This window comes from Stenotrophomonas sp. STK17_22 (assembly GCF_051983905.1).
Classification (GTDB): domain Bacteria; phylum Pseudomonadota; class Gammaproteobacteria; order Xanthomonadales; family Xanthomonadaceae; genus Stenotrophomonas; species Stenotrophomonas maltophilia_A.
Genome location: NZ_CP197010.1, coordinates 1,216,671 through 1,230,442, shown reverse-complemented (window position 1 = coordinate 1,230,442; position 13,772 = coordinate 1,216,671). Strand labels below are relative to the sequence as shown.

14 protein-coding genes are annotated in these 13,772 nt (G+C 66.8%); 3 read left to right on the top strand and 11 right to left on the bottom strand.

The window, feature by feature from the left end; genetic code table 11:
* Window positions 1-101 precede the first annotated feature (101 nt).
* The 9 genes from ACSYS9_RS05565 to ACSYS9_RS05525 all read right to left on the bottom strand — a co-directional run bounded on the left by ACSYS9_RS05565 (window position 102) and on the right by ACSYS9_RS05525 (window position 8,210).
* A complete protein-coding gene (locus tag ACSYS9_RS05565; RefSeq protein WP_440568889.1) occupies window positions 102-1,640 on the bottom strand; it encodes a TerC family protein in 1,539 nt (512 codons plus the stop codon).
* A 43-nt stretch (window positions 1,641-1,683) separates the two neighbouring features.
* Window positions 1,684-1,908, bottom strand: coding sequence for a helix-turn-helix domain-containing protein (locus ACSYS9_RS05560; protein ID WP_032127628.1), 225 nt, complete (start codon window positions 1,906-1,908; stop codon window positions 1,684-1,686).
* Window positions 1,908-2,375 carry a DUF2975 domain-containing protein gene (locus tag ACSYS9_RS05555; RefSeq protein ID WP_032127655.1) on the bottom strand — a complete coding sequence of 156 codons (468 nt, stop codon included), beginning with the start codon at window positions 2,373-2,375 and terminating at the stop codon, window positions 1,908-1,910. The genes ACSYS9_RS05560 and ACSYS9_RS05555 overlap by 1 nt, the downstream gene beginning before the upstream one ends.
* 182 nt (window positions 2,376-2,557) lie before the next feature.
* Entirely contained in the window at window positions 2,558-3,139 is a 582-nt protein-coding gene (locus ACSYS9_RS05550) for an NMCC_0638 family (lipo)protein (protein WP_049398870.1), read from the bottom strand.
* 128 nt (window positions 3,140-3,267) lie between these two features.
* On the bottom strand, window positions 3,268-3,771 hold the full coding sequence (locus ACSYS9_RS05545; RefSeq protein WP_071227805.1) for a GNAT family N-acetyltransferase: 504 nt from the start codon (window positions 3,769-3,771) through the stop codon (window positions 3,268-3,270).
* A gap of 14 nt (window positions 3,772-3,785) precedes the next feature.
* Complete coding sequence (locus ACSYS9_RS05540; RefSeq protein ID WP_032127634.1) at window positions 3,786-4,223, bottom strand: hypothetical protein; 438 nt, start codon at window positions 4,221-4,223, stop codon at window positions 3,786-3,788.
* 72 nt (window positions 4,224-4,295) lie between these two features.
* Window positions 4,296-6,038, bottom strand: a complete 1,743-nt coding sequence (locus tag ACSYS9_RS05535; protein WP_071227784.1) for a GGDEF domain-containing protein — start codon at window positions 6,036-6,038, stop codon at window positions 4,296-4,298.
* Window positions 6,039-6,200: 162 nt separating this feature from the next.
* Window positions 6,201-7,226 (bottom strand): AI-2E family transporter, encoded by a 1,026-nt coding sequence (locus ACSYS9_RS05530; protein WP_071227785.1) that lies wholly within the window; start codon window positions 7,224-7,226, stop codon window positions 6,201-6,203.
* Between the two features lie 135 nt (window positions 7,227-7,361).
* Window positions 7,362-8,210, bottom strand: coding sequence for an isocitrate lyase/PEP mutase family protein (locus ACSYS9_RS05525; protein WP_049398866.1), 849 nt, complete (start codon window positions 8,208-8,210; stop codon window positions 7,362-7,364).
* A gap of 108 nt (window positions 8,211-8,318) precedes the next feature.
* On the opposite strand from ACSYS9_RS05525, the gene ACSYS9_RS05520 reads away from it, so the two are divergent.
* Window positions 8,319-9,215 (top strand): LysR family transcriptional regulator, encoded by an 897-nt coding sequence (locus tag ACSYS9_RS05520; RefSeq protein WP_071227786.1) that lies wholly within the window; start codon window positions 8,319-8,321, stop codon window positions 9,213-9,215.
* Here ACSYS9_RS05520 and ACSYS9_RS05515 read toward each other — a convergent pair.
* On the bottom strand, window positions 9,203-10,255 hold the full coding sequence (locus ACSYS9_RS05515) for a sensor domain-containing diguanylate cyclase (protein ID WP_032127639.1): 1,053 nt from the start codon (window positions 10,253-10,255) through the stop codon (window positions 9,203-9,205). The genes ACSYS9_RS05520 and ACSYS9_RS05515 overlap by 13 nt on opposite strands.
* Window positions 10,256-10,359: 104 nt before the next feature.
* Entirely contained in the window at window positions 10,360-11,367 is a 1,008-nt protein-coding gene (locus tag ACSYS9_RS05510) for a LacI family DNA-binding transcriptional regulator (RefSeq protein ID WP_049422751.1), read from the bottom strand.
* A 95-nt stretch (window positions 11,368-11,462) separates the two neighbouring features.
* On the opposite strand from ACSYS9_RS05510, the gene ACSYS9_RS05505 reads away from it, so the two are divergent.
* Both ACSYS9_RS05505 and ACSYS9_RS05500 read left to right on the top strand, forming a co-directional pair.
* Window positions 11,463-12,515, top strand: a complete 1,053-nt coding sequence (locus tag ACSYS9_RS05505; protein WP_071227787.1) for a sugar phosphate isomerase/epimerase family protein — start codon at window positions 11,463-11,465, stop codon at window positions 12,513-12,515.
* A 27-nt stretch (window positions 12,516-12,542) separates the two neighbouring features.
* Window positions 12,543-13,760: a nucleoside permease gene (locus tag ACSYS9_RS05500; protein WP_071227788.1), complete on the top strand. Its 1,218-nt coding sequence runs from the start codon at window positions 12,543-12,545 to the stop codon at window positions 13,758-13,760.
* Window positions 13,761-13,772: the final 12 nt, after the last annotated feature.

Below are 13,772 nucleotides of genomic sequence, written 5' to 3'. Positions count from 1 at the left end.
TTGCCGGCAGTGTTGTGTAGAGCCGGGCCCGTACCCGGCTGCTCAGGAAGCAGTCGAGCATGGCTCGACTCTACAGAGGGCCAGTCGAGCATGGCTCGACTCTACGAAAGCCCGATGCGTTCCACCCGCAGGCGGGCGATGCGACGCTTCTCCATTGCCAGTACGGTGATGCGTACATCCGCAATCTCCACCGTGTCACCGATGTCCGGCAGGCGCCCCAGACGCTCCAGCACCAGACCGGAGATGGTCATGTAGTCGGCACTGCGTGGCAGCGAGACGCCGGCCAGGCGCTGCAGGTCGTCCAGGGTCAGCGCACCGTCGGCCTCCCACTGGTTCTCGCCCTGCGCCTCCACGCCATAGCGCTCGTCCTGGGTGTCGACCAGGTCACCGGCAATGGCCGCCAGCAGATCGTTGGCGGTCACCAGGCCTTCCACACTGCCGTACTCGTCCACCGCCACCGCAAGCGGCACCGGGTGCTGGCGGATCAGCTCCAGCGCCTGCAGTGCGCTGGCGCTGGACAGCACGTACTGCGGCTCGCGCAGGTTGCCCTCCAGCTGCAGCGGCCTGCCCTGCAGCAGGTCGGCCAGAAGGTCGCGGCTCTGCACCACGCCGCGCAGGCTGTCCAGGTCGCCATCACCCACCAGCAGGCGGGTGTGCGGCGATGCCACCAGGCATGCCACCACATCCTCCTGCCCACGCGCCAGGTCGATCCACTGCACGTCGGCACGCACGGTCATCACGCTCGACACCGGGCGATCAGCCAGGCCCAGCACGCTGCGGATCATCTCGTGCTCGGCCGGCTGCAGGCGCTCTTCAGCATCCACCTGCTCGCTGGCCTCTTCGTCGTGATGGCCGTTGGCCGGCCGCGCGCCGAGCATCCTCAGTACGGCGTCGGCAGTACGTTGACGGAACGGCTGGCGGCGCTCGTTGCGCTCGCGATTGAAGCGCACCCACTGGTTGAAGGCTTCAACCAGGATCGAGAAGGCGATCGCCGCGTACAGATAGCCCTTCGGGATCTTGTAGCCCAGGCCTTCGGCCACCAGGCTGAAACCGATCATCAACAGGAAGCCCAGGCACAGCACCACCACCGTAGGATGCTTGTTGACGAAACGGGTCAGCGGCTTGCTGGCCACCAGCATCAGCACCATCGCGATGGTCACCGCGGCATACATCACGCCCAGGTTGTCGACCATACCAACTGCGGTGATCACCGAGTCCAGCGAGAACACCGCATCGAGCACCACGATCTGTGCCACCACCATCGCGAAGCTGGCGTAGACCTTCTTGCCATCCTCGTGATGCTCGCGGCCCTCCAGCCGCTCGTGCAGTTCCATCGTGCCCTTGAACAGCAGGAACAGACCACCGCCCAGCAGGATCAGGTCACGCCCGGAGAAGCTGTGGTCGAACAGCGTGAGCAGCGGTTCGGTCAACTTCATGATCCATGCCAGCGCGGCCAGCAGCACCAGCCGCATCAGCAGGGCCAGCGCCAGGCCGATCACCCGCGCGCGGTCACGCTGGTGCGGCGGCAGTTTGTCGGCCAGGATCGCGATGAACACCAGGTTGTCGATGCCGAGAACGATCTCCAGCACGACCAGGGTTGCAAGGCCCATCCATATCGAGGGGTCAGCCAACCATTCCATTTCAGGTCCGTTTCGTCAGTAGGTAAGGGAAAAGGGGAAACACTCAGTCAGCCTCCTGCGCCTGCGCCGGGTCATGCCCGAGCAGGTCACCGGGCGTGCACTGCAGCTCACGGCAGATCGCATCAAGTGTGGAAAAGCGGATGGCGCGCGCCTTGCCGGTTTTGAGGATCGACAGGTTGGCCAGGGTGATGTCGATGCGCCCGGCCAGCTCGGACAGGGTCATGCCCCGTTCCTGCAGCATGCGGTCCAGGGTGATGACAATCGCCATCAGATGACACCGTCGAGGTCATCGCGCATTGCCGCACCCACGGCAAACACGCGTGCCAGCACGAACAGCATCAGCACCGCGACCAGGCCGGTGATCGACATGCCGCCGCCCACCTCCATCCAGGTGAAGTCCGGGCCCATCCAGGCGGCGTAGGCGCCGATCAGGATCGACAGCACCTCCATCGACAGCATCAGCCAGGCCATGCGCTGCAGGCGCTGTGCATTGGCGTGGGTGAACGGCCGCTCGCGCGCCGCCGACTTCAACAGCCGCAGCAGGTGGCGCAGGAACATCAGGCACAGCACCAGCAGCGCGACGATCGCGCCCAGGCCCAGGCAGAAATGCAGGAACAGGTCGCTGCCATGCACGGCAGCGGCATCAGCGTCGTGGATGCTGTCGAGCAGCCAGCTGCGGTCGTGGGCGACCAGCGGCACGGCCAGCAGTGCGGCCAGGATGCCCAGCCAGCACATCGCCCGCACCGCCTGTACGGCGGCCTGGGCCAGGGTGAACAAGCCTCGCGCGGGTCTGGCGCGGGCGGGACGAGCGGTCAAGCGGCCTCCGGCATTGGGGTGGCCTCGCCGCCCCGGGTGAATTTATCGATAAACGATATACCACTTGCCGCGTGAAAGGCTGAATCGCGAGCGTGGGCCCTTCAGGGCCCAGGCGCGCCCTGCGCCAGCATCGCTTCGCCCGGGGCCGCCGAGGCCATCGCCTGCACGCCGGCTTCGGCCGCCTGCCGTGTGACCAGGCGGAATCGCACCTGCAGCTTGCCCTGCCCCGGCGTGGCCCAGCCGTACTGGATGGCCACCTGATCGGCCGACAGCGGCCCACGCCCTGGCAGCGACCGCACCTGCAACGGCTTCGGTGCGGCCTGCACCAACCGGGCGAATCCCTTCTGCACGACCGCCGCGTCGGCCTTTTCGGCGTAGACCGTACACGTGCCATCGTCAGCCCAGCTCACCGCATAGCGGCCACTGGCCAGAGGCACCATCCAGGCCACGCCCGATTGCCCCTGCAACAGCGTCGCGGCTTCGGCGGGCTGCAACGGCGACAGCCCATTGGATTCCATCAGCGACTGCAACCGCGCCGGGGCACCGATGTGCTGCATGCAGGCAGTATCGAACAGCTCGCTGAAGGGATCCTGCGCAGGGGCCTTGGCCTTTGCAGTACGCGCAGGTTGCGCCACCGCCAGGGTGGGCAGCAGGGCCAAAGCCAGCCAGAACACAGGACGCATCGGGATTCCACGCTACGGAAAACAGCAGGGAGGATGGCAAAGCCCGGGCGCCACGCGCAATGGGTCATGGCTTGACATGCGTAGATGACGCCCCCGGGTGCACCGATGATGCCGGCCAGCGGCCGGCACTACCGGGTGCTGTAGCGGTAGACCAGATCATCGGCATCACTGCGCACGGCGTTCGCATCCAGCACCCCGCCCAGGCGCCGCGCGACGGCCTGCGATGCCAGGTTGTCCGGCGCCATGTAGCTGACCAACGTCGGCAGCCGCACCACCACGAATGCCCAATCGCGTAGTGCACCGGCCGCTTCAGTGGCAAAGCCCTGCCCTTCATGGCCGTCGTACAGCAACCAGCCCAGCTCCTTTTCAGGAAACAGCGGGCCATGATTGATCCCGACCTGGCCGATGCAGGCTCCCGTATCGGCACGCTCGATCATCAACGCGCCATGGCCGAACAGATGCCAGCTGGCGAGGTCATGGCAGAACTGCCCCCACGCCGCCACCTCACCGAACGGCCCGCCCATGCCCCGCGCACGCGGCGAGGCCAGGAACGCGGCATAGACGCCGAAGTCATCCAGCTGCTGTGGACGCAGCCGCAGGCGCACGGTGTGCAGGGTTGGAATCTCAAGCACGACGGCGCACAGGATCAGTACACGGCCAGGTGGCCACAACCGCGGCGCTGCGGCTGCCCTTCCATCGTCACCTGCACGCTGGCCAGGGTGTCCACACCTTCGGCAGTGCGACACGACTCACGCTTGATCTCGACGATGGCGGGCTGCTGGCCAAGCTCGCCGTTGAGCACGATCAGCGAGCTCGGTGCATCGGCCGGCTGCCCCGGATAGCGCAGCGTGCCCTTGTGGGTACGGCCGTCAGCGCTGAGGCTGGCATCGTGGTTGCCCTGGCCGGTGGAGGCGATCTCAATGCTCCAACCCGCACCGCCGCCGGTGAAAGCCGGCACCGGGCTCAGGTCGGCGGCAACCGAGGGGTGGCGTGGCGCATCCGCAGCGGTCTGCGACGAAGTGGAGGTACAGCCGGCCAGCATCCCGGCCAGCAGCGCTGCAGCAACGACGGGGCGAACGGTCATGATGCGCTCCTGCCAAATGGTCGAAGGTCCAGTCTAGGCAGCCATGCGTGCGCCAGCGATGAACATGATGTTTCAGCGTGGAATGCGCCCACCACCGGCGACCCGCACGCGGTCGCGGCCCTGCGCCTTGGCCTGGTACATGGCCGCATCGGCGGCACGCAGCAGGGTCCGCCAGCCCAAGGCGTCGGTAGCACCGCGGGCCACGCCGAAGCTGGCGGTCACCCGCAGCACGGTACCGCCGGCCACCACGATGTCCAGCTGCTGCAGCGCAAGCCGCAGCGATTCGGCCAGCTGTCGGCCAGCGGCCAGGTCACCGTCGGCCAGCAGCACCAGGAACTCCTCGCCACCATAGCGGGAAATGCTGTCGCTGCGGCGAAGATGGCGCTGCAGCAGTTGCGCCACCTGTACCAGCACTTCATCACCCGCATCGTGGCCATGACCATCATTGATCGATTTGAAGCGATCAACGTCCAGCAGGATCACCACTGCGCTCATCCGCCCCTCGTCGTGGCGCTGCTGCACCAGTTCCTCCAGCGCGCGACGGTTCAGCAGTCCGGTCAATTCATCGGTGCCGGCCAGCTGGCGCAGCTCGCTGGTCAGCGCCGAGCGTTCGCGCGACTTCTCGCGCAGCACTTCAATCGCATCGAACAGGCGCTGCATCTCGGCCAGCGGATGGGTGACATGCTGCTCGGGCCCCGGCGCTTCGGAGGCAATCTGGATCACCTGCCGTTGTGCCTGCAGCAGAGGCCGCAGGATCTGCAGATGCGCGATACGCAGCGCCACACCCAGTACCACCAGGGTTCCCAGCGCGGTGGCCAGAAGTACCGCCAGCCGCGTAGCCTCCCGGTTGCGGGTGTGCTCGAACCTGGCGATGGACACACTCAGGTAACCGTCACGCAGCGCCTCAAGCGACTGCAGGGTCGGCACGTAGCGCGTGGTGAACTCGGCAGCGGTCCACGGCGGCGGCAGGCCACGGCGTCCGTCGTCGATCAGCTGTTCGATCATCGGCAGTGACTCGCCGAAGAACTGCCGGCGCGCCATATCCCAATGCCAGGACAGCGTCGGATCACTGCGGAACACCGATTCGTGGCTGCCGGCCAGCCGCCACAGTTCCAGCAGGCGGCCCTCGGTCTGCAGCGCCGCGCGCACCTGTTCGTTGCGCCAGGCACCGGGTACCGCCACCGGCGCCATCACGTTGGAGGCCAGACGCCCGCCGTGCTCGCGCAGGTCGATCAGCACCTGCCCCTGCATGGCTGGAATCGCCGCTTCGCGGTCGGCCCGGACCAGTACGTTGATCTGTGCCGAGGTCAGCAGGTGCAGGCGGTCGACCACGGCAAACATGCCGCTGATCGCGCGCTCCACGTCTTCGACACGTCGTGCGTCGCGCGGCTGCGCTGCCACCCGGTCCACGCCCGCGCGTGCCGACTGCAGGCGACGTTGCGCGTCTGCCAGCATCCCATGCTCATCCACCACGCCCGGATCAGCCGTGAACACGGCATCCAGCTGCTGCAGCGCGGTGTCCACACGCCTGCGCACCACCGCCAGCTGCAGCGTAAGCCGCGCATGCTCGCTGGCATCGGCCGGGTCGGCACCGAGCAGGCTGTTGGCCGGGCCGCGTTCGGCCGAGACCAGGTTGGCCAGTTCGAAGGTCTGGCGCAGCTGGCGCAGGCTGACCAGGTTGTCCTCGGCAGCGCTGTAGCGCAGCGTGCCCTGGACCAGCGCGATGGCCATCAACGGCAGCGTACAGACCACGAACGACCCCGCCAGGATCCAGACCCAGGTCCGCAGTCCGATGGGCGATGCCTTGCCGGCCATGCAAATTTCCCCTGAAGTGCGGATCACTGTAGCCGCCGGTCCCGGCAGCGCCAAGCCAGTGCCGCGCGAACCGTGACCATAGGTATACCGCAGCCACCGCGAACGCGCCGGCAAGGTCTCACCTCGCGCCGGGCTGGGGCGAATGCGTCACACCCTGCCGTACTAGATCCAGCGCTGGTCGACCAGTTCGCGCTTCACGTAGGCGTAGAACACCGGCGCCGCCACCAGGCCGGGCAGGCCGAACGCCGCTTCCATCACCAGCATCGCCAACAGCAGCTCCCAGGCGCGGGCCTGGATTTCGCCGCCAACGATGCGCGCATTGAGGAAGTACTCCAGCTTGTGGATCACGATCAGGTACAGCAGCGCCGCCACGGCCACGTAGAACGAGACCGACAGCGCGACGATGGTGATGATGGTGTTGGAAATGATGTTGCCCACCACCGGCAGCAGGCCGGCGATGAAGGTGATCAGTACCAGGGTCTTGGACAGTGGCAGGTACACGCCGAACAACGGCAGCACGCCCAGCAGGAAGATGGCGGTGAACACCGTGTTGAGCAGCGAGATCTTCACCTGCGCGAACACCACCTGGCGGAACGCGGTGGCCAGGCGGCTGGTGCGGCCGATCAGCTCCTGCGCCAGCGGGCCCATCTTCGGCAGCGGCAGTTCGTCATACAGCGCGATCATCGCGCCCAGCACCATTCCGATCAGTACGCGTACGCCCACCTGCACCACCGAGGTACCGGCCACGCCCAGCTGGCGCTGATGCTCGGCGGCCCAGTCGTTCAGTGCCGTGCGCAGCGCCGGCATGTCCTCGGGAATGTACGGCTGCAGCAGCGCCGGCACCTGGTGCCGCGACGAATTGAGGATCTCCATCAGCCGCGCCAGCAATGCGTCCGGTCCACCGGTCTCGTTGCGGAAAAATGACGCCACGCCGATCCCGGCCAGCACCAGCGCGCTGATGATCACCGCTGACAGCACGATCACCGCGATCGCCCGCGCCCGGCCTGGCGGCAGCTTGCCCTCCACGGTGGAGGCCAGCAGGTGGGTCAGCTGGAACACCAGCAGGCCCGACAGCAGGGTCACCACCAGGCCCAGCTTCAGCGCCAGCCACATGCCCAGCAGCATCATCAGCCAGGCCGCGATCCTCGGGACGGGGGGCTTGGGCTGGGCAACGAGGGCGTCTTGCATGGGCGGCACGTCCGGGCAGGGTGGCCCATGGTAGAGGATTGGCGGCGATGATTCCGGGTGCAGGATGAACAGGCAACACACGCGGATTCCGCCGCCCCTTCTCCGTCCATCGGCACGTCCGCAATCACGCCCGGATCACACCCGGTCCAGTGCCAGATACCGCGCCGTGCGCACGATCGTCTCACGCTCGCCGAAGCTGGCCAGCTCGCCGGCAACACGCCCGCTGTCGCCAGTCGCTGCGATCTCCTGCAGGGTGCGCTGCATGGCCCGGATCGCAGCGCGCTGCAGGTCCGAGGGAATGATCACCAGCCGGTAATCGAGTTCGGCCAGCCGCGCCACGGGCACCAGCGGCGTCTTGCCGCTGTGGAACATGTTGATCAGCTTCGGCCCGGGAACCTGCTGCGAAATCACCTCGATCTGCTCCAGCGTTTCCGGTGCCTCGACGAAGATCATGTCCGCGCCCGCGTCCACATAGGCCTGCGCCCGTTCGATCGCCGCATCCAGGCCTTCGCAGGCGATGGCATCGGTACGCGCGATGATCATCAACTCCGGGTCGATCCGCGACTGGCAGGCAACACGGATCTTCGTGCACATCTCGCCCGCGTCGACCAGCGTCTTGTCATCCAGGTGTCCGCAGCGCTTGGGGAAGGCCTGGTCCTCGATATGCAGGGCGGCAACGCCTGCCCTTTCGAACGCGCGCACCGTGCGTTCAACATTCGCGGTGCCGCCGAAGCCGGTGTCAGCGTCGGCGATCACCGGCAGATCGCAGGCATCGACGATCCGTTCAACCTGCGCAAGCACTTCGCTGAGGCCGAGCAGGCCGATGTCCGGCACGCCGGCCGAACGCGCGATGGCGCCGCCGCTGGCATACACCGCATCGAAGCCGGCCAGCTCCACCAGGCGCGCCGACAATCCATCGAATGCACCTGGCGCAATCACGCTGCCCTGGCGGAGCAGATCGCGCAACTGACGTGTCTTTTTCATGTGGTCTCCCTTGTCGTTGGACATCTGCCGTGGGATACCGATGATGTTGCCGCCAGCGGCGACCGTCCAATACCGTGTTCGTACAGCACCAGAACGTTTGAGGTTCCAATGGAACTGCGGCACCTGCGCTACTTCGTCATGACTGCCCAGCTGCAGAGCTTCACCAAGGCCGCCGAGGCCCTGCATATCGCCCAGCCGCCGCTCGGGCAGCAGATCCGCGCCTTGGAGGAAGAGATCGGCACACCGCTGTTCCACCGGCAGGGACGCGGCATCGTGCTCAGCGATGCTGGCCAGGTATTCTGGAAAGCCGCGGAGGACATCCTCGCGCGCGTCGACCAGGCCAAGGAGGAGGCGATGCGCGCCGCACGCGGCGAGGTCGGCACGTTGACATTGGGGCTGACCGAATCGGCGACCTACAACGAGGCGGTCACCGCGCTGATGCGCAGCTTCCAGCGGGCGCATCCGGCAGTGCAGGTGCGGCTGGTAGAAGATGGCAGTGAATCCCTGGTCCGGCGCCTCGATGATGGCGAGCTCGATGCAGTAATCGTGCGCCCGCCGTTTTCCAATACCGGTGAACGGATGACACAGCAACTCAGTGCCGAACCCCTGGTGGCAGTACTGCCGGCCGATCACCCGTTGGCGTGCCGGACGAGCATCGCGCTGATCGAGCTGCGCGACGAGCGCTTCATCCTGTTCTCGCGGAAATCGGGCCAGGGCCTGAGTGCAGACGTCGTCGCTGCCTGCCGCAGCCAGGGCTTTGCGCCTACCATCCAGCAGGAAGCGCCGCAGGTGGCTTCGGCGATCAACCTTGCCGCTGCCGGCCTGGGCATCGCCATCGTGCCGGCCTCGATGCAGAGCATGCACCGCAGCGGCCTGGCTTTTGTTGCGCTGGAACTGGGCATGCCGACCACTACGCTGCAGTTGGCGGTGCGCTGCAAGCCTCCGGCAACGGCCGCCCAGCTGCTGGCCTGCGCCAGAGACGTGTCAACACCTCATTCGCCATAGCTGGCGTTGTTCTTGCCCTGGCGCTTGGCGTGGTACAGCGCGCGGTCGGCCAGTGCCAGCCAGTCCTCTACGCTGCCACCGCGCGGCGTCGCCGCGATTCCGATGCTGACGCTGAACTCGATGCCCGGGGTTGCCTGCCGTGCTGCCTCCAGAAGTTGCAGCCGAACCCGCTCTGCCACATGCATCGCATCGACGGGCGCACAGTCCTGCAGCAGCACGACGAACTCGTCGCCTCCCAGCCGCGCAGGGGTATCGCCAGGCCGGGCGAAGGCGCGCAAGGTGGAGGCGATATGGCGCAGCACTTCGTCCCCGGCGCGATGACCGTGCGAGTCATTGATGCGCTTGAAGTCATCCACATCAAGCATCAGCAGGCAGGCAAAACCACCCTGCCCCTGCGCCTTGTCCAGTGCCTGCTGCGCACGGACGATCAGGAAGCCGCGGTTGGCCAGCTCCACCAGCGGGTCCATGCGGCTCAGCCGCTTCAACTGGCGGTTCTGCGATTTCACCCGCCGCGCCAGCTGCCAGCTGAGGATGCTGAGGCCGATGCCGTAGACGAACAGGAACGGCACGCTGAGCACGATCGTGCGCTGCGATGACACCGGTTGGTAAGGAAACCCGAGCCCCCACCAGGTGAGCGCGAATCCCGCTACCAGTGCCAGTGTGGCCCGTACCGCCAGCTTAACCCCACCGGCGGCGATCTTGTCGGCGACCAGCAGCGCGGCGAACAACGCACTGGGTACCACGCTGAGCCCCATGAAGGCGATCCAGCCACCGCCAAAGAAGGAATCAACCACCATGCAACGGAACTGGACCACCGCAGGCTGCCGTGAGCGCTGGGTCAGCACCAGCGCGAGCGCCGGCCAGGCCAGCGCGTTGAGCAGCAGCAACACCCAGGCCCACGGGCCGTCCTGACGTTCAAGAATGATCGAGGCGATGGGAATCGCGCCCAGCCCATTGCCCACGAAGCGCATCCAGCCGATGCGACGTGCCGCGCCGATGCCTTCGACCGCGACTTCCGTCGAGTCCGTCAAGAACGGCATTGCCGACCCCCTTGCGCGATCGCACGCCCTTGCCGGGCGGCCTGTGGTGAGTCTGACAGCTCTGCGTCAATTCGGGATCAAGGATTCACGGCGGTTACCCTGCCTCACCCACGCCTGGGTGGCGCCGTTGAACCCCGCAGCATCAGGCTGAAATCCAGCGTCTGCTGCAGCGGCACATCCATGTGCTCGATGATGGCAAGCAGCAGGTTGACCGCGCGCTCACCGATCTCCCGCATCGGTTGCCGGATGGTGGTCAACGGCGGCGTGAGGTAGCGGGAAGATGCCAGATCATCGAAGCCGACGATGGACAGGTCCTCCGGCACGCGGATGCCCAGATCGCGGCAGGCCGCCAGGGTGCCCAGCGCCATCTGATCGCTGAAACAGAAGATCGCCGTTGGCGCAGACATGCCGTCCAGCAGCGCCATGGCAGCCGCATGGCCGGATTCCACCGAAAAGTCACCCGGCACGATGTTCAGCTGGCGCAGGCGTCCACGCGCCTTGCCGGCCGCCCGCACCCCTTCCAGCCGTTGCTGGTGCAGCGGATTGTCCGGCGGTCCGCCGACCACGGCGATCCGCTCGTGTCCCAGCCCATACAGATGCTCCATCACCACGCGCGCGGCCGCGGCGTTATCGATATGGACGCTGGGAATGCCCAGTGCGGGGTCGAACTCGCAGCCGTTGATCACCGGCGCGGCGGCACCGCGCTGCTGGACGATCTCGCGCGCCGTGGGCGGCAGGCGGTGCCCCAGCACGATCATGCCGTCGGCCTCGTTGCGCCGGAGCATCTGCGCATAGCGCTCCTCGCGGTCGGGTTGATGCTGGGTATCGCCGAGCAGAACCGCATAGCCGACCGCCTGTGCGGCGTCCTCCGCCCCCTGCAGGATCTGCGCGAAGAATGGATTGGCGATGTCCGGGACGGTAACCAGGATCTTGCCGCTGCGCTGGGTCTTGAGCGTGCGGGCCACCGTGTTGGGCACATAGCCCAGTGCGGCGGCGGCCTGCTCGATGCGCGCGCGGGTAGCCGGCAGCACTTTGTCCGGCCGGGAAAGCGCCCGCGACACCGTGCCTGCGGAGACGCCGACGTGCTTCGCGATGTCGTAGATGGTGGCCATGGCGTTAGTTCTCCTGTCTGCTGTGCAGTGCACAACAGGTCCTGCGTGAGCCCCTGCTAGGATAATGCAATCGATTGCATCTAGGGCGAATCACGTTGAAGACGCTCAAGGGTCCAGCGCTGTTCCTGGCGCAGTTCATCGGCGACACAGCTCCTTTTGATCGGCTGGACCCGCTGGCCGGATGGGCCGCGGGTCTGGGCTATTCTGGCGTACAAGTCCCCACCGGCGCGCCCCACCTGTTCGATCTGGCCGAGGCCGCGCGCAGCCAGGCGTACTGCGACGACGTCGCCGGCATGCTGGCCGGTCATGGCGTGCAGATCACCGAGCTGTCCACCCATCTGCAGGGGCAGTTGGTCGCGGTGCATCCGGCCTACGACAGCCTGTTCGACGGATTCGCGCCGGCGGACAAGCGCGGCGATCCGGCTGCCCGCCAGGCTTGGGCAGTCGAGCAGCTTCTGCTGGCCGCCAAAGCCAGTCAGCGCCTGGGGCTGACCGCGCATGCCACGTTCTCCGGCGCATTGGCCTGGCCCTATTTCTATCCCTGGCCGCAGCGTCCACCGGGACTGGTGGAAGAAGCCTTCGCCGAACTCGGCCGCCGCTGGCGCCCGATCCTGGATGCGTTCGACGCCTGCGGCGTGGACCTGTGCTTCGAGATCCACCCGGGTGAGGACCTGCACGACGGCGCGACCTTCGAGCGCTTCCTCGACGTGGTGGACCATCACCCCCGCGCGAAGATCCTGTACGACCCCAGCCACCTGCTGCTGCAGCAGATGGACTACCTGGGTTTCATCGACCGCTACCACGCGCGCATCGGCATCTTCCACGTCAAGGACGCGGAGTATCGCTCCAGCGCGAGCAGCGGCGTGTATGGCGGCTACCAGGACTGGATCGAGCGTCCGGGCCGCTTCCGTTCGCTCGGCGATGGCCAGATCGACTTCAAGGCGATCTTCTCGAAGTTCGCGCAGTACGACTTCCCCGGATGGGCGGTGCTGGAATGGGAGTGCTGCCTGAAGCACCCCGAGGACGGCGCGCGCGAAGGTGCTGCCTTCATCCGCGACCACCTCATCCGCGTGACCGAACGCGCCTTCGATGATTTCGCCGACAGCGGCACGGACGCCGCATCACTGCACCGCATGCTGGGAATCTGAGCCACGACCGCCCCGGGAGGGCAAGCCATGACGCACGCCATGTCGCGCCTGGGCGCGATGATGTTTCTGCAGTTCTTCATCTGGGGGGCATGGTTCGTGACCCTCGGAACCTACCTGGTGCAGGGCCCGCTGCAGGCCAGCGCGAGCCAGGTGGCGACCGCGTTCCTCAGCCAGTCCATCGGCGCCATCGTGGCGCCGTTCCTCGTCGGCCTGATCGCGGACCGCTACTTCGCGGCGCAGCGCATTCTCGCGGTGCTCCACCTGGCCGGCGCGGTGCTGATGTGGCTGGCGTCCACCGCCACCAGCTTCAGCGTGTTCTCCGCCTGCGTGATGGGCTACATGCTGCTGTTCATGCCGACGCTGGCGCTGGCCAACAGCGTAGCCATGCGGCACATGCAGTCGCCCGAGAAGCAGTTCCCGCTGGTACGCGTGGCCGGCAGCATCGGCTGGATCGTCGCAGGCGTGCTGATCGGCTGGCTGGGCTGGGAGCAGGCCCATCGGCTTGAACTGACGTTCCGCATGGCGGCGCTGGCATCGCTGGTACTGGGCCTGTATGCGTTCACCCTGCCGCACACGCCGCCACTGTCACAGCAGCGCGATGCCGGGCTGGGGCAGATCCTCGGGCTGGATTCATTGCGGCTGCTGAAGTCGCGCGCCTACCTGGTGTTCTTCCTGGCCTCCATCGCCATCTGCATCCCGCTGTCGTTCTACTACAACTTCACCAATCCGTATCTCAACGACCTGGGCGTGCCCGGCGCAGCAGGCCTGCAGTCGCTGGGCCAGGTCTCCGAGGTACTGCTGATGCTGGCCATGCCGTTCCTGTTCGTGCGGCTGGGGGTGAAGACCATGCTGGCGGTCGGCATGGCGGCGTGGGTGGTGCGCTACGTCCTGTTCGCCTGCGGCGATGCAGGCAGCGGCTTCTCGCTGCTGGTGATCGGCATCGTGCTGCACGGCATCTGCTACGACTTCTTCTTCGTCACCGGCCAGATCTACACCGATGCGCATGCCGGCCCCGCCGTGCGCAGCAGCGCGCAGGGCTTCATCACCCTGGCCACGTACGGCGTAGGCATGCTGATCGGCACCTTCCTGTCCGGCGCGGTGGTGGAGCACTACACCACGACAGCGGGCCCGGACTGGCAGAAGATCTGGTTGTTCCCGGCCGGCGTCGCACTGCTCGTGCTGATCGCCTTCCTGTTGCTGTTCCGCGAGCGGCCGGTGGCCGCGGCCGCGCCTTCCACGCTCTGAGGACCACAGCCG